This window comes from Prolixibacteraceae bacterium, from assembly GCA_019720755.1.
In the GTDB taxonomy this organism is placed as follows: Bacteria; Bacteroidota; Bacteroidia; order Bacteroidales; family Prolixibacteraceae; genus Halosquirtibacter; species Halosquirtibacter laminarini.
This window is the reverse complement of record CP081303.1, coordinates 801551-823664: the sequence shown is the minus strand read 5'-3', so window position 1 is coordinate 823664 and position 22114 is coordinate 801551. Positions and strand designations below refer to the sequence as shown.

The following is a 22114-nucleotide window of genomic DNA, read 5'->3' as shown; positions in this document are numbered from 1 at the left end:
GTCCCTATAATTAGATAACATACAACTGACACAAATACAATTTTCCTTGACTTCATATAAAGATAGGTTAAATGGAAATAACTTTTAGTTCATTGATATGCATCAATATAACTAATAGAAACCATAAAACCAATCTCATTCAATTATTATCCTCTTTAGGTTTTGGAGGGATCTCTTCACTACAGAGATTATTCTCCTTTAAAGCACATCCATCACATGAATCGCATGCACTTTTAATGCGCTCATCATTCTTCTTTTTAAACTTCAAGAAGTTCTTTCTTGTCTTTATAAAGAAGAAATAGAGTGCAATTGCAATAATAATAGCTGTAACAACAGTCTGTATCATAATAACCAAGTAAATAGATTCTTAACAACAAATGACATTATCCAAGCTAACCCTGTAGTGTAAAACATCACAAAGAAAGCCCATTTCCACCCACCAGCTTCTCTCTTGATTGTTGCAATAACAGCAATACATGGGAAATATATTAATACGAACACTAAAAATGCTAAAGCAGTTGGAAGAGAAAGCACCTTCTCTCCTTTATGAGGGCCATAACTATACCTCTCTTTTTTCAACTTCTCTTGTAGTATAACCCCACCATCCTGTTGGTCTACATTTGTTTGATACAAAACACCCATGGTACTCACTACAATCTCTTTTGCAGTAATACCAGCAAGTAGACTGACACTCATCTTCCAATCGAAACCTAAAGGATCTAATGCAGGTTGAACGGTTTTACCTATCTGGCCTAAATAGGACTCTTCAAGTCGTATGTTGCCCTTATGAAGTTCTAAATCCTGTATTTTATTCTCCAATGCTTCAGTTGATTGACCCGAAGTGCGAGATGCTTGAAGCTGTTCAATTTGATGATCGATAGCTCTTGTAGATTCGGTCTCTCTAGGGAAATATTCCATCAACCAAATAAGCACCACTCCAATAAGTATCGGACCACCAATCTTTTTCATGTAACTACTTCCTCTATCCCACATATGAAGAATAGTATTCTTCAATAGAGGCACCCTGTAAGGAGGTAATTCGAGAATAAAAGGAGAGTTCTCCTTCTCAAACATTACACGATTCATAAATTTCGCCATAAAACCAGCTGTAAATATTCCAGTAAGATATAATCCTAATAAAATAAGTGCTGGATATTTAGGGAAAAATGCTGTAATAAAAACAATATAAACAGGAAGACGAGCACTACAAGACATGAATGGGATAATCATCATCGTAAGCAATCTGTCCGCTCTATTCTTTATCGTTCGTGTTGCCATTATAGCAGGAACATTACAACCAAATCCCATCAACATTGGGATAAAAGACTGTCCATGCAACCCGACTTTTTTCATAATCTTATCCATTATAAAAGCAGCACGAGCCATATAACCTGTGTCTTCCATTAAAGAGGTAAAGAAAAATAGAATCAAGATATTCGGCAAAAAGACAATCACACTTCCGACACCACTGATAATACCATTGACAAGAAGATCCTTCAAAACGCCATCAGTCATATGTTCTCCAATCACAACAGCCAACCATGACATTCCTTGATCAATCCAATCTGCGGGATAGGCACCTAAGGTAAAGGTAGCATAAAATGTGATGAACATAAACAAAATAAAGATCGGAAATCCCCATATTCTGTGCGTTAAAACACGGTCAATTTGAACAGATTTCTCACGTCCTTTAGATGCATGATCTGAAGAAGAGACATAGCACTGGTTCAAAAGATCTTGAATAAAGTGATAACGTGTTTGAGTGATTACAGAATCACACACATCATGATAATGGGACTCGATACGTTCAACTTGAGCTTCTAATTCTTTTGCTACGGCACTAGGATACATATCCAACTTCTTGAGTGCCTCAGGATCTCTCTCAAGCAGTTTAAGGATATAAAAACGAGTATTAATCGCTTGATTAAGCTTGTATGGGTACTTGTCAAATAATTCCCCTATCTTAGATATCGAATACTCGATTTCATCGCTGTGCTGAATACTGTGAGAAACAGTATCAGTTTGCAAAGACTGAAAGACCTCAACAATTTTATTTAGTATATCTCTATTTCCTTCCCCTTTGATTGCCGTGGTTGGAATACTATTGACCTTGGTCATGGCATCAAACTTCTCTATATCCAGTAAGTCTCCTGATTTTTTGAGCTCATCAAACATATTAAAAGCAACAATCAACTCCTTTCCCATCTCCATCAATTGGGTAGTAAGCAGCAAATTACGCTCTAAGTTTGTTGAATCAATAATATTCAATAAAATATCAGGATTATTATCTAATATATAGTCTCTTGCATAAACTTCTTCAGGAGTAAAAGTGGTAAATGAATAGATTCCCGGAAGATCAATAAAATGAAGCTTATAACCTTTCCATTTTACCGTTGCTTTCTTGGAATCTACAGTCACTCCACTATAGTTACCAACATGTTCTTTTGAACCTGAAAGGTTGTTAAAAAGAGATGTTTTTCCACAATTTGGGTTTCCAATTAAGGCAATATGGATCTCTTTAGGAGAGTGTCCTACTCTGTCATTTAATATAGGAGAAGAGATTATTCTTGAGACATTCGTTTTTCTAGTCTCATCCTCTTTGATATCATTTATATCAACCACTTCAATACATGCAGCCTCCTTCTTTCGTAAGGAGATATTATAGCCAAGAATTCTATACTCGATAGGGTCCTTTAAAGGCGCATTCTTTATTACTTGAACTTTTTGTCCACGAATAAATCCCATCTCCAGAATTCTTCTTCTAAAAGAATCCTCCCCATTTATCTTTCTAATAACAACCTCTTGGTTTGTTTTTGCTTCTGATAATAGCATATAATTAATGGTTGTAGATTATTATTATTTGAGAGCAATTAGTCTTAATTGAATTAAATAAAAATTGCGATCACGCTGCAAATATAGTACATAAATTCTCATCTTCCTTTCTAAATAGTGGCTCGTGAAACAATTTTGGTCTTATGTAGAAATCCTTTCCTTTTTTAACACTACTTTTGTTGAACAAGAGGAAACTACATTTAGTTTAATAATAAAATTATGAAAATATGAGTAATCCAATGAATCCCATCGTAAACGTGGCTGTTCAGGTGCTACCAAGAAGTAAAAGCAAAGATACTTATGAGCTCGTGGACGAAGCAATACGAATCATCGATCAATCAGGATTGAAATATCGTGTCACACCTTTTGAAACAGTAATAGAGGGAGAGTATGATTCAATAATGGATATTGTTAAAAAGGTACAATTAGCATGTTACAATGCAGGTGCTGAATCAGCAATGACCTACATCAAAATCCAGTCCAATAGCAAAGCCCCAGTCCGTATTTCTGACAAGATGAATAAATATGATTAATTTTAATCTTTTGAGTTAGCGACAGTTGGCTCTTTTCATCAAAAAAAACAGAAAAAAAATGCCCCTAAAATTGTTTTCTTTGATGAAAAGATATTATGTTTGCACCGCAATTGAGCAAATGGACGAGTAGCATAACTGGATAGTGCACCTGACTACGGATCAGGAGGTTGGGGGTTCGAATCCCTCCTTGTTCACATACATGTTTCAACGGAAACATATTGAACTTTTATTGGACGAGTAGCATAACTGGATAGTGCACCTGACTACGGATCAGGAGGTTGGGGGTTCGAATCCCTCCTTGTTCACATATATGTTTCAACGGAAACATACTGAACTTTTTTATTGGACGAGTAGCATAACTGGATAGTGCACCTGACTACGGATCAGGAGGTTGGGGGTTCGAATCCCTCCTTGTTCACATATATGTTTCAACGGAAACATATTGAACTTTTTATTGGACGAGTAGCATAACTGGATAGTGCACCTGACTACGGATCAGGAGGTTGGGGGTTCGAATCCCTCCTTGTTCACACACATGTTTCAACGGAAACATACTGAACTTTTTTATTGGACGAGTAGCATAACTGGATAGTGCACCTGACTACGGATCAGGAGGTTGGGGGTTCGAATCCCTCCTTGTTCACATATATGTTTCAACGGAAACATACTGAACTTTTTTATTGGACGAGTAGCATAACTGGATAGTGCACCTGACTACGGATCAGGAGGTTGGGGGTTCGAATCCCTCCTTGTTCACATATATGTTTCAACGGAAACATACTGAACTTTTTTATTGGACGAGTAGCATAACTGGATAGTGCACCTGACTACGGATCAGGAGGTTGGGGGTTCGAATCCCTCCTTGTTCACATTCATGTTTCAACGGAAACATACTGAACTTTTTTATTGGACGAGTAGCATAACTGGATAGTGCACCTGACTACGGATCAGGAGGTTGGGGGTTCGAATCCCTCCTTGTTCACATTCATGTTTCAACGGAAACATACTGAACTTTTTTATTGGACGAGTAGCATAACTGGATAGTGCACCTGACTACGGATCAGGAGGTTGGGGGTTCGAATCCCTCCTTGTTCACATTCATGTTTCAACGGAAACATACTGAACTTTTTTATTGGACGAGTAGCATAACTGGATAGTGCACCTGACTACGGATCAGGAGGTTGGGGGTTCGAATCCCTCCTTGTTCACTGAAATCGAGTAGGTAGGGGGATTACTCCCCCGTCCTCTAACACCACCGTACATACTCTCGTATACGGCGGTTTCAATTAACTCTGAACTTTTCGTAGTTTATCGACATATTGTATAGCCCTAATTTATCGAACCATTGCAAACTCATTGCTTGATGTGATTGTGGACTGCTTGACTTACGCCACCAACCCTTACCTGACAGTGCTAGAATCCAACTCTGCCATGTCCGAACTCCTAGATTATTCAGAAATCGTTTTGCTGCGATCGTTTTCTTGCATTGCTTCAATCGATAACATCTTAACTTTCTTCGAATCCATGCGTCGATATCATTCAATATACGTTTGCAACTTGCCCATTTAAAATAATTAAACCATCCTCGTAAGATAGGATTAAGTTCTTCTACAACTTGTTTCAGACTTCGTCCTCGGTTACGTTTGGTTACCATTCTTACCTTAGATTTAAGACGTGCCGTTCGAGATCTTCCAATGATAAGTGTTCCGTTGTTTTAGATAGTGTAGCCTAGTAGTTCGGTTTTACTACTCTCACAACTGATACTCTTTTCTTCATTGACTTTTAATTTAAGTTGAGAGGTGAGAAAGTTGCTTATCGATTTCTTTACTCTCTCGCTGGCTCTATGGCTGCGAACAAAAATGCTAAAATCGTCAGCATATCTTACAAAACAATGACCTCTAGATTCTAATTCTTTATCAAGTTCATCTAGTACAACGTTTGACAAAAGTGGTGATAAAGGACAACCTTGTGGGGTTCCTTTAATTCGTACAGATGTCACTCCCCCTTTCATAATTCCACATTGTAAGTAACGACGGATTAGTAAAAGTAGGCGTTGATCCTCTACTTTATGGCTTAATTTCCATATCAATCGGTCATGGTTCACTTCATCAAAGAAGCTCTTCATATCCATATCGACAACGTAGTACATGTCATCTGAAACATATTCACTCGCTTGTTTTAATGCCTGATGAGCACTACGTTTAGGACGAAATCCATAACTGTAATTTGAAAACTCATTCTCGTAAATAGGAGTTAATACCTGAGAAATAGCTTGTTGAATAACTCTATCCTGAACTGTAGGGATACCTAATTCGCGATCCCCTCCATTGGCTTTCGGAATCATAACACTCCGAACGGATTGAGGATAGTAAGTACCTAGCAAAATATTGTCAACCATTGATTCGCCATATTCGGCGTACCATGTTGAAAATTTTCCAACCGGTACTCGATCTATACCTGCGGCTCCTTTGTTTCGTTTCACCTGCTTAAAGGCACGATGTAAATTATCGTGCGAACATACAATACCGATCAAGTCGGTAGCTAAGGCTCGTCCTTGTTTATTGACTCGTTTTACTTGCTTCCCCAATGATAGATTCGCGCCCTCTACGTGTATACGATCTCCATATTGGTGTATAGTGTCCAGCCTCCGTTCCATGAACAGATCTAATTGGTACGCTATGTCTTGCTGATGCTCCATAAAATAAACGTTCGACTGACTGCTCCTTACGTTAATTGATTCAGACCTTCGTTTTCCTAAAAAAAAGAAAACTACTATGTCTTCTGCTGACTTCTCACTCTTATAAGTACCTATGGCCGATTGTCTCCTCTCGGTTTGTTACGGGTGCAACAGGTGGTGAGATCTCTCGGGATAAGGTAATAGACTTTCCTTGCGTATCACCTGATTTACTGTATGGAGTTACGGTTGAATTTCGGGCGTTCCCAATCTATAGCTCGGTTGCCCGCTCCAAATCAGCCTTATATCAGATTTCTGTGCGTCAATACGTCAAGTTTGCTAATGGCTTCCTTCAGATTTGGAGTCACCTCCAACACCCTTGCCAATTGCTAATGTTTCCTATCAACTCGGCACATACAGAGACTTGCACTCTGCTAGACTATTACCATGCCCGACATACTAAAAAAAGGGGGCATTCTGAAAAGAATGCCCCCTTCATGTTTTAGATAACTACTCTATTTGATTTTTCGAACAAGACCTAGTAATCTAGATTCAAACAATCTTAGAAAAGATTACAAAATGAAATAGGATAGAATTGAAGAAGCCTCATCATCATAACTACCCTATATCAATAAATCTATCTAAATCGAACATATACTGGTTGATCCAACTGAATACGTTTACCAGTAAAATGAGGAATCCCTTTATTATCTATATCAAATAATGTCACCCCCCCATCCTTTTGATTTGCTACAGCCATCTTTTTGCCATCCTTACTAATTGCAAAATCACGAGGGAAATTTCCTTCAGTATTAGTCCACACAGGATCATTAAGCTTCAGTGTCTCTCTATCTAATGAAAATCGAACAATGCTATTCTCTCCTCTATTACTTACATATACATATTTTTCATCTTTCGACATCTTTACAGCAGCTACATACGTTGGCGAAATGACACCTTGATTCGCCTTCACAACATCAGTCTGGATAAAAATCTTTCTCTCTTCATCCCAAGCTAATATATATATTTCGTTTGAAAGTTCTGTTACAACCAATGCGAATTGATGGTCTCTACTCCATAACATGTGCCTAGGACCCTTACCTGGATGAAATCGAAATACCAATCGATCAGGAACATTTTTCTCTATGAAACTATGCATCATTAACTGATCCGATCCTAAATCTATAGTAAATATTGTATTATCATCTTTCCCCCAAGTAACACAATGCATATGAGATGCTTCCTGACGATCTAAAACGGGTCCTGTTCCTTCCTGATGATATACTTTTGACTGTTTACTTTTTCTATCGTAGACAACGACATTTCCTCCTACGTAATTGGCATAAGCAATCTTTAAAGCTTGTGGAGATATTGCAATATAACAAGGATAACTCCCATGACTCGAGAAACGAAGAGCGATCTCACCACTCTTGTTAGACAAAGCAACTCCTCCCTCTTTATTCTCTGATACCATCGCTACTAAATCCTTATTAAAGTCCATATAGGAAGGATTGTCAATAGTGTACTCAAGAGTGCTCTTTAACTTCGGGCTATTGACATCAACCACATAAACACCATCGCTTGTACCATTAGTATAAGTTCCAACCCACAGTTTTTCATTGTTCTTTGGTGAAGTACAGCTCCCTAAAAATATAGAGAACAAGATTAGCATACTATTTTTCTTTCTAAGAATATTCATTAGTCAACTTTTTGATGTAAAACAAATTATGGAAATTAGATATTTGAAATATAACTAGAATTTAATCGTTTCTATCTTAACAAGAAAGTATTAAACTTTTTAAACACAAAGACTGTTTTATTTACAAAAAAAACTAAATCTCAGGGTATAACTTTCAGGCACCCAAAATAGAACAGATTAGAATCTATAAATTAGACCTTGTTTTTCTTAAATAAAAACAATGTCATTCCATTAGTGCACTATTTTAACTATTTTGAGGAGCGAAAAATATAACTAAAATATATAGACATTATGAAAAAAGAGGTCATTTCAACAACAGAAGCACCAGGTGCTATTGGACCATATTCACAGGCAACAAAAATAGGAGACATGATTTATACATCTGGACAACTTCCTATCGATCCTGCAACAGGAAAGATCTCTCCTGATGTAGAAAAACAAACAAAACAAGTATTTAAAAATGCTGAAGCGATTCTAAAGGCTGCAGGATCTGACCTTTCTAAGGTAATCAAAACGTCTGTATTTCTTAAAGATCTTAGTGATTTTGCTACAATGAATAAAGTATATGGCACTTTCTTTACAGAAGATTTTCCTGCAAGAAGTACTGTTGGAGGGACGGATCTAGCTCTAGGAGCATTGGTCGAGATTGAGTTTATTGCCCATATCTAATTACTTTTTGCATTGTTTAGCCTGATACTTCAGGCAACATATACTAAAATGGTTCACTGGCTTTAATAAAAAGGGAGTGAACCATCTTAGTTTATCAAAATACTTAATATTGAAGCTTCTTAACCCGATACGATCAGAACAAAGTCATCTAATTTTTAGCTTATAGAAGGAAAATATTTTAATTTATTTTTACTGTGCAGATCCATCGCATAGCAGTACAATATATTTGTATCAAGTTAAACAATAAAACAAAACAATTATGTACTTCGCTTCACACTACTGCCTTCTTGCTTATGCTATTCTCATTTCAATAATATGTGTTCACATAATGGACAAGAACAGCAAAATGAAAGAGGAGCTAAAAAAAAAGAGTAGACCAAATGATTCTCTAGAGTCTTTTAATCATGATCTTTCAAAATGCCTACCTCTGTATCAGAAACTGATTAAAAAATGCACTCCAAATCAATACAAAGATCCACAACTAAAAGAGAAGGCTCAAGATCTATTTAATGAGTTAATGAAGTCTAAATACAACTACAGTGCTCTTGAGAAGATTGAAAAAGAGGTAGGTGTATGCTTTGGATAACAAACACACTCCTACCTATTATAATCTAATAATCAGTGCTTTTATTGTTGCTTTATGTACTTTAAATCGATCATCTAACCTCTCTCCTACAATCCATATAATTTCATCCCCTGAGCATAATATCCATGCAGACTCTTTCTGTTGAATATTCCATTTTCGATCAATAAAATAGTCAGAAACCTTCTTAAATCCTCTCATACCTAAAGGACGGAACTTATCTCCTCTCTTCCAATGCCTTAACACCAATGGTTCTGAGATCTTATCTAAATCGATGTAAGCAATTTTAGGATTTCGCACAATGTCACATGTTCGAGTCCATTCTTTTACTTCTATCTCCATCGGGATCGGTAGGGTTGATGACAAGCAATCTATAGAAAATTGAAACTCAATATCTTGATTTAAATCTTGGTTAGAATAGATAAGAAGTTTATCTCTATCATTTACAAGCTTGTAACATTGGGATAAGAATGTTTTTCCTGATATTGAATATTGCACGGAATGCATCACTTGACCTACTTGCTTAGAATTAAAACCTAAAGGGTATATAATTTCATAAAGCAACTGTTCTGGTTCAATAAAATCAAGTAGAGCCTCTTTATCGATACATATACTTTCGTCATCATTACGATAAACTACGCGTTCTTTTGCTTGCGCAATAGAATCACGATAGATATTCTCCACCTGTTTTAAGTAGCTTATAGATTGATTCATCTTCGCTCTAGCCTTATCATTTAAACGATCTATCTGAGGTAGAATGGAGTGACGAACTATATTTCTAAGATACACTTCCGAATCGTTAGAAGCATCATGGCGGAAAGGAATATTATAGATGTCAGCATACTCAATAATATCATCCCTACTCACCTCAATAAGAGGCCTAAGTATTTTATGATTCATTTCGTCTATTCCAGTCAGACCTTTTATTCCAGCTCCTCTTGTCCAATTTAGAATAAAAGTCTCTAGAGAATCATCTCGATGGTGAGCAATGGCAATGTAATCAAACCCATCTTCTTCAGCAATACGATAGAACCAATCATAACGAAGGTTACGTGCAGCCATCTCTATAGAAAGGTTATTTTCTTCGGCATATGCTGTTGTATCAAAATACTCACAGTAGAAAGGAATATCAAGACTTAGAGCATAGTTATGAACTAAGGTTGTATCCTTCTCAGACTCTTCCGCTCGAAGTTTAAAATTACAGTGAGCAATCGAGAAAGGAAGTTTGGATCTTTGAAAAAGATCTGCCATTACCATAGAATCGACTCCTCCACTAACCGCCAACAAGACTTTAGAATTGCTCTCTATCTCTCTTGTTTCTAGGAAATGCTTAAAGGCTGAAAACAACATAAGCTATAAAAATAAAATAGACATCCTCCATTTGAAAGCAGGAAGATGTCTATGATCATATTAATAATAAATGATATCAAATTTTCACAAGAATGCGACCTCTTCCTTTTTTACGCATCATTGCTTGAGAATGAGCTACGACATCCTCAAGTGAGATCTCACTGCAAATATCAAACAAGTTATCTAACTTCCACTCATTAGCTAACAAGTTCCATACCTGAACACGTTTCTCCATTGGAGTATTTTGAGAATCTACTCCCAATAAAGAGATTCCGTTCAAGATAAAAGGATAAACAGATGTTTCTAGATCTCCAGAGAATACATTTCCACAACAAGTTACATTTCCACCATAGACACATGATTTCAATGCGGTTGCCAAAACATTGCCGCCTACAGTATCAATAGCACCACCCCACATTGGTCGTAATAGTGCACGTTTTGATCGATCATCAATCACGCTATTATCGATATGACGAACGACATCGAGTTTCGTAATAAAATCTTTACTATCCGTAATATTGGATGTTCCAGCAATAATATCAAATCCTAGTTTATTAAGAATCAAACAAGCAACAGATCCAACTCCTCCAGCAGCACCTGTAACTAAAACAGGACCCATCTCTGGTGTTTGCCCCCCCTCTAAAAGGCGTAAAACTGAGAGTCCAGCGGTAAAACCAGCTGTACCGAGTGCCATAGCCGCTTTAAAGTCCATCTGCGAAGGAAGTGCCACAACCCAATCTGCAGGAACACAAACATACTCTGCAAGTGCACCATCATGGTTCATTCCTAAATCAAAGGAAGTAATAATAACTTTATCACCTACTTTAAAACGATCGTCACTCGAATCTTCAACGACTCCTGCTCCATCAATACCAGGAGTATGAGGAAAATGTCGTGTAACACCTCTATTTCCTTTCATAGAAAGGACATCTTTATAATTCAAAGAAGAGTACTGTATACGAATCAATACATCTCCTTCTGGAAGTTCATGCACCTTTCTATGTACAATTTCAGTACGAAAAATCCCCTTCTCTTCGAAAATTCTTAAAGCACGAAAATCAACACCACAAGGACAATTCACTTGATGTTTATGATCCTTATTAGCTTTTGGTTCAGTGTTTTTTGCAGGACTTAAATTTGGTGTAGTTCTGTTCATTTGATTTGCCATAATGATGTTCTATTTCTTTTTAAGTGTTTGAGTTTTCTCAATAATCTTTAAGATCACTTCGCAAGCTTTCTCCATCGATTGAATTGGAATATACTCAAATTTTCCATGAAAATTATGCCCACCACCAAAGATATTAGGACAAGGAAGTCCCATAAATGACAATCGTGCACCATCAGTTCCACCTCTAATAGGTTTCTTTATTGGTTTCACTCCTACTTCAATCATTGCTTCCTCTGCCATATCCACAATATACTTCACAGGCTCAACCTTTTCACGCATATTGTAGTAAGAATCGCTAATATCAATTGTTGCACACCCCTCACCAAACTCAGAGTTTATTTTACGAACCAAATGTACTAACTCTTTCTTTTTGATCTCGAACTTATGGCGATCATGATCACGAATAATATAGTTCAATGTAGTCAACTCAACAGATCCTTGCATGCCAATAAGATGGTAAAATCCCTCATAACCTGTAGTATGCTCAGGAGTTTCACAGCGTGCAATCATAGAGATAAATTGATTGGAAATACGCATAGAGTTGATCATCTTATGGTAAGCATAACCAGGATGAACAGAAATACCATGAAACTGAATAGTAGCTGATGCAGCATTAAAATTCTCGTATTCAAGCTCCCCTATTTGTCCTCCATCAATAGTATAAGCAAACTCAGCACCAAACTTTTCTACATCAAAGTAATCAGCTCCAGCACCAATCTCTTCATCTGGTGTGAAACCAATCATTACCCTTCCATGTTTTACTTCAGGATGCTGGATTAAGTACTCCATTGCTGTCAGAATTTCTGATAATCCGGCCTTATCATCAGCACCTAAAAGAGTGGTACCATCTGTTACGATTAAATCTTGGCCAACATAATCTTTTAATTCAGGAGAATGATCTGTTGAAAGAATAATGTTCTTTTCAGCATTTAGAACGATATCTTTCCCATCATACTCTGCAACAATACGAGGATTTACATTTTTACCACTGAAATCAGGGCTGGTGTCCATATGCGCAATAAACCCAATTGTTGGGATTTCCTCTTCTGTATTTGCTGGTAGACATGCCATTAGGTAACCATTGTCATCTAAAGAAACATCTTGTAGACCTAATTGAATAAGTTCCTCTTTTAGTTTCAAAGCAAACTCATATTGACCAGGTGTACTTGGAGTTAGTCCTGTATTTGGATCCGATTCGGTATCCATTGCGACATATCTCAGAAAACGTTCTAAAACACTACTCTTCATATGTAATAAATTAATGGAACTATTATTGAAGTATAATTATATATCTAACAAAGCAAGCCTTAACAAAGACTTATAATTTAGATTGTAAAAATAACCAAAATAGGTTGGAGCACCATCAATCCTTGTCATAAAAAATAAAAAGCAGCACGTAATTATCGCTTTTTATCAACAAATAGTTCATATAATACAAAAAACACTCCTTCTTGAATGATTGAAGGAGTGTTTTTTATTATATCTACTTACTTTTATTTTTAGGCTTTACACTTTTTTTCTTGACTGTTTTAGACTTCATTTTAGATTTTTTATTTGCAGCCTCCCAATCTCTCATCTTCTCTTCATATTTTAGATTCGTAGGATCGATATCCCCAGCTTTGCCATACCATGTTCGAGCTTGACCCAATGAATCTTGTTTTAAATAGATATCTCCTGCTAAGAAATACTGACCAATCTGCTGAGGTCTAATTTCAATCATTTCACCTATTATCAAAGCTTTAGACTCTTCGTACTTATTTAATTCAAATAACATCTTAGCTTTTGTATGCAAGAAATACCAATTATTAGGGTGTTGTTTTAAAGCTTTATTTGCCATTTCCAATCCCTCCTCCCACTGCTCTTCCTGAGAGTAAAACTCTAGTTCTTTCACATATGGAATAGTTAAAGAAGGCTCTATCTTTAATGAATTGTTAAAAAACTTTATCCCTGTATATTCTTGCCCTTGCAAATAATAAGCTAGTCCTATATAGTATTGAGTGATAGGCATAATACGATTCAACTTGAATGCCATCTCAAAAGTATCACCTGCTTTAACAATATTATTTTGTTCTAACAATGCCTTCCCTTGGTTAATTAAACCAATTACCTGAACATCGACTTTCTTATCAGTGTAATAAAGAGCAGCCATCCAGCCAGACAACTCATAAACAAGATGGTGTGTTGTCGCCACATCAGCTACCTTATGCAATTTCACACTAAATGACTTGATATCTTTTTGTACCAAAGAGTTAAATGCATCAATAATCTCATAGTTTGGATATTTCTCTTCACCTTTTAGAAGGCGAAGCCTACTTACTACATTTGAATCTAGAACATATTTCCCCGATCTAATATTAGTATTTATAAGCTCAACCAGCTTTGTAAATTCGTCACTAAATCCAAATTTTGCCAAATCACTCTTTTCCGCTTTCAACTTATCAAGCACCTTCAAATCAATAGGTTCTAAACCTTTAACATAGTCAACAGGTGTACTATGAATCAACATCTTCGAAATAGTATTTACAAACAATTCAAATTTATATTCATTGTAATCATAATCATAAAGAACCTGTAGAACATATCCATTAGCAAAGGTTGAAAAACGTTTATTGATTTCAACTACCTGATTAAGCATTTCAGCCTGCTCTTTATTGTCCTTATCTAATAAAGGAACAAATTTGGGCACCTCCAATTTCCACGCGGTAGAGAGTTTCGCTATTTTTTTCTTATTTTCAGTATTAAATCTATCAGTAGGATCTAAAGACATAATCGCAGCAGTCTGATCATCAAACGATTTAACAACACCTTCTAATGTTTTATTATATAGTCCTACAGCATCTTGAGAGAAAGAGAACTTCATTGACTCAGGAGACTTTGGGGTAAATGCTGCAAGTTTTTTCAATGCATTATACTTATCCGTTTTTAGTTCCTCTTTCCCTTTTGTATAAAGCTGAGAAAACGTATCATAGCCTCTCCATAAATTCTCTTTTATCTGCACGGCTTTACTGGTATTCTTCAAATAGGTAAAGACAAAAGGCTTAGTTATATCTAGGTCTGACTTATCATATATCACTAAAGCTCCTTTTAGCTCTTTTGTAGGAAAGCTCGTAATAATAGCATTAGCCCTTACAGGCCAAAAATATTTTTTGTTTTGAACAATTGTAAGATACTGTTTTAGTGAGTCTACATCCTTCTTTGTAAACTTAAACAATAAATTTCCCTTTTCTGGAACGACCTTAATATATAGATCTTTTGTCTTCTGAAATTCAGACTCTTTAGGGACTCCTTCACCAGTCTCTGTAGTGATGGATACAGTACTATTTATCTTCTTATCACCCCTCTGTTTCACAACAACCTGTGTAGATTGTGAATATCCAATAAAAGGAATAAAAATGAGCAATAATGAAAAGATATAATTCACGCTCCATTTCTTCATAGCTTATCTATTTTAAATGTTGTCTATAATCTTTTTTTTATAAACAACTCTACCAATAAAAAAGATCAATGGAATAAGAGCTTTTTTTTACATAAACAGTATTGTCCAAATTATTAAATTCGAATGAAGCAAAAACAATTATGAAAACTTAAATCTAGGACGGTAGCGACAACGAAAAAAAATGGGGTATATATCCACATTTAACACATCCAACTTTCATCTATTTATACAAGCTCACTACATTCATAGAAATCAAACAGCAGCAGATTTTGTCCCTATACTACCATAGGGACAATCGCAATTTAGTACTTATCTGATCGATATTGATAAATTTTATCTTTGAACAGCTTTACATCTAGTTCTCTTCCATTCACAATTAAACGTATTTTTTGATCAAAAGGACTTAAAAGATCCACTTGTGTAGCCTTTCCATCTTTCCAATGAATGTCAACAGCAATGTCTCCTCTTGCTTTTAATCCTTTAACAGCTCCATTTTCCCACGAAGATGGCAGTGCAGGTAAAATACGAACTATTCCCTCTTCATAAGATTGTACGAGCATCTCAGCAACCCCTGCAGTATAACCAAAATTTCCATCAATTTGAAAAGGAGGATGTGCATCAAAAAGATTCTTATATATCGACTTTTTAAAGAGATACTCAATATGTTTTTGGGCCATATCACCATTTAATAGACGGGCACTGCAATTTATGAGCCATGCCCTACTCCATCCTGTCCCAGCACCTCCATGATCGATTCGGTAATTTAATGTCTTCTCTACAGCTTTCATCAAATTAGGGGTCTTACTATAACTTACAGCAGTACCAGGATGAAAGCCATAAAGTTGTGACATATGTCGATGTCCTGGTTCAACCTCTTTATACTCTCTATCCCATTCTAAAATACGTCCATCACTACCAAGAACAAATCCAGATCTTATTCTTGCCCTCTGTTCTTTAATTTTTGATACCAAAGGAGAATTTATTTTCAGAATCTCACATCCTTTCAAATAGTGATCAAACACTTCTTCTATCACTTGTTGATCCATTGCAGATCCCATACAACTAGCAACAGGCTTGCCATCTTTATTATAAAAACGGTTTTCTGGAGAAGTAGAAGGAGCAGACACAAGATATCCATCTCTAGGATCCTCTATTAACCAATCACTATAAAACTTAGCCACTTGTTCGATAGCTGGTAGTGCCCTTGTTTTTAAAAATAATGTATCATTTGTAAATGCAAACTGCTCCCAGTAGTGTTGCATAAGCCACCCTCCTGCTCCGAGTGAACAACCCCAATATGCAGTCGGTGCTCTTAACCATGTTGATGCCCAAATATCCGATGCATGTGGAATAAACGCACCTCTACAGCCAAAATTGTTTAAAGCAGTTTTTTGCCCATTCTCCACTAATCGATCAATATAAGCAAAGAGTGGCATATTCAACTCATCTAAATTCGTAACATTTGCCAACCAATAATTCATTTGCAAATTAATATTCAAATGATAATCAGAATTCCACGGAGCTTCTATATTTTGATTCCATAGCCCTTGAAGGTTCGCAGGATTGGTTCCTGGACGAGAGGAACTAATTAAAAGATATCTACCATAATTAAACAATAATGCCTCTAATCCTAAATCTTTCTTCCCCTTCTTCATTAAAGCAAGTCGCTGACTAGTAGATATAGAATCCTTTGACACTTTATTTAAGCTTAAACATACACGACGATAATATTTTTGATAATCGTTTATATGACTTTGCTTTATAGAATGATATCCAATTTGTGTCGCTATTTTAAGGTCTTTACTATTTTTTAATCTATAATTCTTATGATAGTAAGATGAGTTTGAAGCAATATAGAGAGTTGCTTGTTTCACTCCTGATAAACGAAGACTATTACCATCTTTAACTACAGTTCCATCTTCATTCATTACCTTCAATTGGGTTTGGAAACATACTCCATGAAGTATCGGTGACGGAGTAGAGCGAAACTTAGCTCCTCTCTGGGTCACTTCCCCCTCCATTACCATTATACTTTTACTATTAATATATGTTTTTGCTGTAGCAAAGCCATGATCTTTAGGACGATCCAAACGTATTATACCATTTAATCCATCAGGACTCTCAGTAGAAAGGCGAATAACCATTATATTATGAGGTTTTGAGATAAACACCTCCTGTTTTGTAAGGTAATCACCACATTTATATTGAGTCATACTTAATGCTTTGTCTATATCTAAATGCCTCCTATAATCTGTGAAAGGTTTTTGATTCAATTCAATATATAGATCCCCCAATGTTTGATGAGAACGTACAACACTTTTATTAGAAAATTTTGAAACAAACAATCGATCAACCTCATCATTTTTACCATCGATTAAAAGCTGACGTATTTTTATCAAATCACTCCTATTTCCTTTGGGTTCACTCCATCCATCATCTTCAGGCCATAAGGAGTCATCATTTAACTGTATTCGTTCATGATTTGAAAGACCAAAAATCATTGCACCAAAACGCCCATTACCTAAGGGTAGAGCCTCTTCCCACTTCTCCGCAGGAGTATCATACCACAAAACATGGTCTTGCAACAGAAAAGGATCTCTTGAATGTTGACAGGACACAAAGAATAAAGAGGTTAAATTAAATAATAAAGCACTAAGCAATCCTTTAAATACGAATCTTTTCCAAAGACCAACAGAAAATTCCATCATGGAGTTTCTATTCTTTAAAAACAATAACAAAGACCTGTTGTATTTTTTCAATAATAATCAGATAAGTTTTCCAAACTTATCCGTTGAGTTGATTCCCGGGAACAAGTTTGCATGTGTTTAGTTAAATTAAATCAGTTTAATAAAAGTCGATACAATCACATCATTCAAGTAAAAACAATTTCTCAGATTAACTCAGAAGAAAAGATATACATAATTTAGAATAATAAGGTGTTACGAATCCATCATCAATACAAAATTAATAGAGATACACTCCAATATAACCAAAGGATAAAACAACTAGTGAAATAACAAATACTAGAATCTGAATTGTAATCAACTAAAGATAACAAACATAATAGATCATGACAAATAACAGTGAGAAGTCGTTTATCATATATGGTAAGTTCTTACTTTTTGAACGCAATATGATAAAACAAAAAAAGAAGGAATATTATACCAACAAAAAAGCCTCTGTAAAAACAGAGGCTTTTTGTAAAATATGTGCGGACGAAGGGACTCGAACCCCCACGCCTCTCGGCACTAGATCCTAAGTCTAGCGCGGCTACCAATTACGCCACGTCCGCAGGACAACTACAATACAAAAAAGTTCAAATGAACTTGTGCGGATGAAGGGACTCGAACCCCCACGCCTCTCGGCACTAGATCCTAAGTCTAGCGCGGCTACCAATTACGCCACATCCGCGTGGATTCTTCAAACAAAAAACGTTTCGTGCGGACGAAGGGACTCGAACCCCCACGCCTCTCGGCACTAGATCCTAAGTCTAGCGCGGCTACCAATTACGCCACGTCCGCAGGACAATTACAAAACAAAAGTTCAAATGAACTTGTGCGGATGAAGGGACTCGAACCCCCACGCCTCTCGGCACTAGATCCTAAGTCTAGCGCGGCTACCAATTACGCCACATCCGCGTGTTTTGTTTGAAAAATATTATAAAGAACTTTTGTGCGGACGAAGGGACTCGAACCCCCACGCCTCTCGGCACTAGATCCTAAGTCTAGCGCGGCTACCAATTACGCCACGTCCGCGTGTTTTGACAAAAACAATAAAATCAATTCTGATATAATACCACAGTGCGGATGAAGGGACTCGAACCCCCACGCCTCTCGGCACTAGATCCTAAGTCTAGCGCGGCTACCAATTACGCCACATCCGCCTCAGAATTGCGTTGCAAATATAGGAGCTTTTTTCTTAGTTCAAAACAAAAATGCAATCTTTTTTCCACAAAAAAGAGGATCTATATCTTCCCATTAAATGGCTATCATTGCTATATTTCTGACATTCAAAACGCTACAAAATAACTTCATAGGACAAAAAACTAGTTATTTATTGACTTCGTTCTTTTCTTAAATAAGGAAAAAACAAAAGGAGCCATTTTGTTTGGACCAAAAACAAAACGGCTCCTTCTAATATTACGTCAATTACGAAACGACTAAAATCTAAAACCAAGTGTCACCATTAGCTTTTGAGTTGTCCACTCTGTTTCAGTCTTTGGAGACTCTACATAATTAAACTCCGAAGCTTCAACATATTGATAATAATTTTCAGACCTATAGTCATAAACATAAGCTGCATCAATAAAAAACTTACTTGTTCTATAACCGATACCACATGAATATGCATGATATGTATTATTGCTTGCGATCTGATCAGCTCCATCTGCAGTTGTATAACCTTCAATTTGGGCATTAAATGGAGAATTCGAAAATTGGTATCCTCCTCTTAAATAAACATTTCTATCCATTCTTATCTCCAACCCTGTTCGAGACTCAATCTTATCTTTATAGATTTTAGATACGCTCTGGTTGGTTTGCTCAAATGCATAACTATCGACATTTCCATCAGCTGTACTAAACTTTGAATTACCATAATCCATATAAGTAACATCTTGGCTTAATATAAATCTCTTTCCTATTACGAAAGCCAATCCTGCATTCCAAACAAATGGAGTTTGCACTTCATATTTACCTTTAAATATAGGAGACTCCTCATAAGCATTCTCTCTTTTCCCATCATAAACCACATCTGAAGTCATCGAGGCACTAAAGTCTTCTGTCACCTTAAAATAGGTTGGTGTAGTCATAGAAGCTCCAAAACGTATAAATGGTGCAGGCCTATAAATAAAACCAAGATTAACACTATATCCAAAAGCGTTTTGTCTTAAGTATTCATTATGGGTAAATTCTGTAATATTATTATTTACTCCTCTTTCTGTATAGGTTTTACGCTCTTCATAATAATAATCTTGAAGGTTTAATGCCATACCAAAATAGAATTTATGGTTCACATTACCTCCCATACTGAAAGTGTAATTATTTATGTACCCACTAGTTTCCTTACGAACTGTTTGATTCATAATCGCATCAGCAGGCAAGATAGAATACCAATAACCTTCAACAAATTCTCCTTTATCATTTTTATGTTGCTCTATCAGGTATCCTTGAAAAGCCAATACACTATTTATTGGAGCTTTATTGTATGGAGAAACTTCACCATCAACATATCTCACATCATCAAAATAGAGGTTTTTTGCCGTTGCCTGCGTAGCATAAGCATCAATTCTTGAACTTGAGGTATTATCTAAATTAGCATAGGATAGGTTATTAAAATCAGCAGATCTGTTATAAGAGAAACCAAAGTTGAAATTCACAATATTCGAACTAGCACCCATATTCGGGATCACACCTACAATACCAAAATTAGGTATCTTCATCCCACTTTCACTGACAGTATTCATCTGTCCCCCATATGTAGTTCGGGCATCAATACCATTATATATATTAGAGGTAAAAGATATTTCACTAGATTGAAATACTGCAATTCCAGCAGGATTAATCAAGACAGAAGAGAGATCTCCTCCCAAAGCTCCAAAAGCACCTCCCATAGCAGCACTTCTTGCAGTTTGACCAACTTGTCTGCTATTAAACTGCATTAAATTATCTACTTTCTGAGCATGAGCCATGGTGGGACCGATCCCCAAAACAACAATCAGTATATATATATAACTTCTCATAATAATCTATTTTTAGATTCTATTCAAATCAACATAATCACTCCTACTATTATCTCTGACGACCTCTTCCTGAACTTCTACTAGAGGAGCTTGATCTTGAAGATGATGAACTTGAGCTTCTCGTTCTTGGAGTATATGAACTTGAACTCCCCGAATTACGACTCCCTGAGTTATAACTAGGATAACTAGTAGAGCGTGTAGAACTTCTACGATAACTACTACTTCTTGATGGGGAAGAACTATTACCTCGTGGACTATAACTGCCACTTCTTGTATTAGTACTTCGTATTGGAGTAACACTTCCTCCTCTTGGGTTATAATTAGTACTTCGTGTATTTGTACTTCGTGTTGACGTTGAAGTACCTCCTCTTGGGTTATAACTTCCTGATGAACGATATCCCGAAACTTGGGTACTACGAGGTCGATAATATTGCTGACTACGACTCCCACTACTTCTTGTCGATGAATTATATGAAGGATAACTCGAGGAAGAAGATCTAGGAGAATAGGACCTACTACCAGACTGAGCAGGTCTATAACGAACAGTAGAACTACTTTGACCTCTTTGACGAGAAACATCGTATTGAGAAGATCTCGTACGACTAGAACCTGCGGTATCTCGTCCTTTTGAAGTTCGTCCACTAACTATTGTTGAACTTGGTCTTGATCCAGAAGAATAACTATTATAACCAGGACCTTGAGTTGCTCTCATTTGCCCACCACGTATAATCTCTCGAGAAACAGTAGTAGACGAACCACCTCCACCATAATGAGGATAGTAATCATGGTTATAAGCAGGATAATAAATTGGACCACCCCAACCATAATATCCATTCCAACCGTAATATCCACCATTCGAATAACGCCAAGGGTCGTACACATATGGAGAATAATAAGGATCAAAACATGGGTCGTAGTATGAGTAAGGATAGCCATAACCGTAACCAAAAGAGAAAGACCACGAACTAGGCCCCCAATAAGCACCAAAGCTTGAACGAGGATAAGCATCCCATGTATCTACCACAGGTGCATAGAAATTCTGAATAATAGGTGATCCAGATCCATTCTGAAGTGTATCACTTGCCACCCATTCATAATTTCGATAATCCACAGTAGGGTTGTTCTCTTTTATATCTGTCTCAGACACTCCTGGAGTAGTAATCGGCGCAATCGAATAGGCCTCAGTAGGAGCAACATAGGTTGACCTAGTTTTAGTCTCAACAACAGGCTCTTTTCGAGCGATATGTTCCACGTATGGATCGGAAGATGGTGTATAATAAAGATCATCTTCATAGCCCTTTTGCGCATATTGCGTGGGAGCACATGCTCCGAACGCGATTACGAAAAGAAGCGATAATAGCCGTATTTCAAGTTTCATAGTTGGTCCTCCTCAAAAAGTTTAGATATTCGCTATATTTTTCCTTTCTTTG

At 36.5% G+C, this 22114-nt stretch carries 15 protein-coding genes and 16 tRNA genes; 13 read left to right on the top strand and 18 right to left on the bottom strand.

Annotation, left to right across the window (positions count from 1 at the left end; all coding sequences use genetic code 11):
- Positions 1–139 precede the first annotated feature (139 nt).
- Positions 140–346, bottom strand: a complete 207-nt coding sequence (locus K4L44_03440; protein ID QZE14904.1) for a FeoB-associated Cys-rich membrane protein — start codon at positions 344–346, stop codon at positions 140–142.
- The gene (feoB, locus tag K4L44_03435; protein QZE14903.1) at positions 343–2832 is read right to left on the bottom strand and encodes a ferrous iron transport protein B; all 2490 of its coding nucleotides are present in this window, start codon (positions 2830–2832) and stop codon (positions 343–345) included. The genes K4L44_03440 and feoB overlap by 4 nt, the downstream gene beginning before the upstream one ends.
- A gap of 227 nt (positions 2833–3059) precedes the next feature.
- Between feoB and K4L44_03430 the strand changes: the two genes are divergently transcribed.
- The 11 genes from K4L44_03430 (at position 3060) to K4L44_03380 (ending at position 4573) form a co-directional block, all read left to right on the top strand.
- Positions 3060–3365 carry a thiamine-binding protein gene (locus tag K4L44_03430; GenBank protein QZE14902.1) on the top strand — a complete coding sequence of 102 codons (306 nt, stop codon included), beginning with the start codon at positions 3060–3062 and terminating at the stop codon, positions 3363–3365.
- Between the two features lie 120 nt (positions 3366–3485).
- Positions 3486–3559: transfer RNA gene (locus K4L44_03425), tRNA-Arg, on the top strand.
- 37 nt (positions 3560–3596) lie between these two features.
- Positions 3597–3670: transfer RNA gene (locus tag K4L44_03420), tRNA-Arg, on the top strand.
- Between the two features lie 39 nt (positions 3671–3709).
- Positions 3710–3783, top strand: a tRNA-Arg gene (locus K4L44_03415).
- 38 nt (positions 3784–3821) lie between these two features.
- Positions 3822–3895: transfer RNA gene (locus K4L44_03410), tRNA-Arg, on the top strand.
- 39 nt (positions 3896–3934) lie between these two features.
- Positions 3935–4008 (top strand) — tRNA-Arg (locus K4L44_03405).
- Positions 4009–4047: 39 nt separating this feature from the next.
- Positions 4048–4121: transfer RNA gene (locus K4L44_03400), tRNA-Arg, on the top strand.
- Between the two features lie 39 nt (positions 4122–4160).
- Positions 4161–4234 (top strand) — tRNA-Arg (locus K4L44_03395).
- Between the two features lie 39 nt (positions 4235–4273).
- A tRNA-Arg gene (locus tag K4L44_03390) sits at positions 4274–4347 on the top strand.
- Positions 4348–4386: 39 nt separating this feature from the next.
- Positions 4387–4460: transfer RNA gene (locus K4L44_03385), tRNA-Arg, on the top strand.
- Positions 4461–4499: 39 nt separating this feature from the next.
- Positions 4500–4573, top strand: a tRNA-Arg gene (locus K4L44_03380).
- 74 nt (positions 4574–4647) lie between these two features.
- Here K4L44_03380 and K4L44_03375 read toward each other — a convergent pair.
- From K4L44_03375 to K4L44_03365, 3 genes are all read right to left on the bottom strand, one after another.
- Positions 4648–5019 carry a hypothetical protein gene (locus tag K4L44_03375; GenBank protein ID QZE14901.1) on the bottom strand — a complete coding sequence of 124 codons (372 nt, stop codon included), beginning with the start codon at positions 5017–5019 and terminating at the stop codon, positions 4648–4650.
- A 60-nt stretch (positions 5020–5079) separates the two neighbouring features.
- Positions 5080–6063 carry a group II intron reverse transcriptase/maturase gene (gene ltrA / locus K4L44_03370; GenBank protein ID QZE14900.1) on the bottom strand — a complete coding sequence of 328 codons (984 nt, stop codon included), beginning with the start codon at positions 6061–6063 and terminating at the stop codon, positions 5080–5082.
- Between the two features lie 613 nt (positions 6064–6676).
- Positions 6677–7738: a lactonase family protein gene (locus tag K4L44_03365; protein ID QZE14899.1), complete on the bottom strand. Its 1062-nt coding sequence runs from the start codon at positions 7736–7738 to the stop codon at positions 6677–6679.
- A gap of 291 nt (positions 7739–8029) precedes the next feature.
- Here K4L44_03365 and K4L44_03360 point away from each other — a divergent pair, with 291 nt between their 5' ends.
- On the top strand, positions 8030–8407 hold the full coding sequence (locus K4L44_03360; GenBank protein ID QZE14898.1) for a RidA family protein: 378 nt from the start codon (positions 8030–8032) through the stop codon (positions 8405–8407).
- A gap of 328 nt (positions 8408–8735) precedes the next feature.
- Positions 8736–8993 (top strand): hypothetical protein, encoded by a 258-nt coding sequence (locus tag K4L44_03355; protein QZE14897.1) that lies wholly within the window; start codon positions 8736–8738, stop codon positions 8991–8993.
- A gap of 18 nt (positions 8994–9011) precedes the next feature.
- Here the strand turns inward: K4L44_03355 and tilS are convergent, their stop codons facing one another.
- The 13 genes from tilS to K4L44_03290 all read right to left on the bottom strand — a co-directional run bounded on the left by tilS (position 9012) and on the right by K4L44_03290 (position 22062).
- Positions 9012–10340, bottom strand: a complete 1329-nt coding sequence (tilS, locus tag K4L44_03350) for a tRNA lysidine(34) synthetase TilS (protein QZE14896.1) — start codon at positions 10338–10340, stop codon at positions 9012–9014.
- Positions 10341–10416: 76 nt separating this feature from the next.
- Positions 10417–11508, bottom strand: a complete 1092-nt coding sequence (locus K4L44_03345) for a YhdH/YhfP family quinone oxidoreductase (protein ID QZE14895.1) — start codon at positions 11506–11508, stop codon at positions 10417–10419.
- 9 nt (positions 11509–11517) lie between these two features.
- Entirely contained in the window at positions 11518–12756 is a 1239-nt protein-coding gene (gene pepT / locus K4L44_03340) for a peptidase T (protein QZE14894.1), read from the bottom strand.
- A 235-nt stretch (positions 12757–12991) separates the two neighbouring features.
- Positions 12992–14944: a hypothetical protein gene (locus K4L44_03335; protein ID QZE14893.1), complete on the bottom strand. Its 1953-nt coding sequence runs from the start codon at positions 14942–14944 to the stop codon at positions 12992–12994.
- A 302-nt stretch (positions 14945–15246) separates the two neighbouring features.
- Positions 15247–17652, bottom strand: coding sequence for a glycoside hydrolase family 95 protein (locus K4L44_03330; GenBank protein QZE14892.1), 2406 nt, complete (start codon positions 17650–17652; stop codon positions 15247–15249).
- Positions 17653–18154: 502 nt separating this feature from the next.
- Positions 18155–18236 (bottom strand) — tRNA-Leu (locus K4L44_03325).
- 37 nt (positions 18237–18273) lie between these two features.
- A tRNA-Leu gene (locus tag K4L44_03320) sits at positions 18274–18355 on the bottom strand.
- A gap of 28 nt (positions 18356–18383) precedes the next feature.
- Positions 18384–18465, bottom strand: a tRNA-Leu gene (locus tag K4L44_03315).
- 35 nt (positions 18466–18500) lie between these two features.
- Positions 18501–18582, bottom strand: a tRNA-Leu gene (locus K4L44_03310).
- Positions 18583–18617: 35 nt separating this feature from the next.
- Positions 18618–18699 (bottom strand) — tRNA-Leu (locus K4L44_03305).
- Between the two features lie 46 nt (positions 18700–18745).
- Positions 18746–18827 (bottom strand) — tRNA-Leu (locus K4L44_03300).
- Positions 18828–19103: 276 nt separating this feature from the next.
- Positions 19104–20684 (bottom strand): outer membrane protein transport protein, encoded by a 1581-nt coding sequence (locus tag K4L44_03295; GenBank protein ID QZE14891.1) that lies wholly within the window; start codon positions 20682–20684, stop codon positions 19104–19106.
- A 49-nt stretch (positions 20685–20733) separates the two neighbouring features.
- Complete coding sequence (locus tag K4L44_03290) at positions 20734–22062, bottom strand: hypothetical protein (GenBank protein ID QZE14890.1); 1329 nt, start codon at positions 22060–22062, stop codon at positions 20734–20736.
- Between the last annotated feature and the right edge of the window lie 52 nt (positions 22063–22114).

Excerpts from the sequence above, each read along its gene's own strand:
- feoB (QZE14903.1), bottom strand. The coding sequence starts at position 2,832 with ATGCTATTATCAGAAGCAAAAACAAACCAAGAGGTTGTTATTAGAAAG.
- K4L44_03335 (QZE14893.1), bottom strand. The coding sequence starts at position 14,944 with ATGAAGAAATGGAGCGTGAATTATATCTTTTCATTATTGCTCATTTTT.
- K4L44_03375 (QZE14901.1), bottom strand. The coding sequence starts at position 5,019 with ATGGTAACCAAACGTAACCGAGGACGAAGTCTGAAACAAGTTGTAGAA.
- K4L44_03430 (QZE14902.1), top strand. The coding sequence starts at position 3,060 with ATGAGTAATCCAATGAATCCCATCGTAAACGTGGCTGTTCAGGTGCTA.
- K4L44_03440 (QZE14904.1), bottom strand. The coding sequence starts at position 346 with ATGATACAGACTGTTGTTACAGCTATTATTATTGCAATTGCACTCTAT.
- K4L44_03360 (QZE14898.1), top strand. The coding sequence starts at position 8,030 with ATGAAAAAAGAGGTCATTTCAACAACAGAAGCACCAGGTGCTATTGGA.
- pepT (QZE14894.1), bottom strand. The coding sequence starts at position 12,756 with ATGAAGAGTAGTGTTTTAGAACGTTTTCTGAGATATGTCGCAATGGAT.
- ltrA (QZE14900.1), bottom strand. The coding sequence starts at position 6,063 with ATGGAGCATCAGCAAGACATAGCGTACCAATTAGATCTGTTCATGGAA.
- tilS (QZE14896.1), bottom strand. The coding sequence starts at position 10,340 with ATGTTGTTTTCAGCCTTTAAGCATTTCCTAGAAACAAGAGAGATAGAG.
- K4L44_03365 (QZE14899.1), bottom strand. The coding sequence starts at position 7,738 with ATGAATATTCTTAGAAAGAAAAATAGTATGCTAATCTTGTTCTCTATA.
- K4L44_03330 (QZE14892.1), bottom strand. The coding sequence starts at position 17,652 with ATGATGGAATTTTCTGTTGGTCTTTGGAAAAGATTCGTATTTAAAGGA.
- K4L44_03355 (QZE14897.1), top strand. The coding sequence starts at position 8,736 with ATGGACAAGAACAGCAAAATGAAAGAGGAGCTAAAAAAAAAGAGTAGA.
- K4L44_03295 (QZE14891.1), bottom strand. The coding sequence starts at position 20,684 with ATGAGAAGTTATATATATATACTGATTGTTGTTTTGGGGATCGGTCCC.
- K4L44_03290 (QZE14890.1), bottom strand. The coding sequence starts at position 22,062 with ATGAAACTTGAAATACGGCTATTATCGCTTCTTTTCGTAATCGCGTTC.
- K4L44_03345 (QZE14895.1), bottom strand. The coding sequence starts at position 11,508 with ATGGCAAATCAAATGAACAGAACTACACCAAATTTAAGTCCTGCAAAA.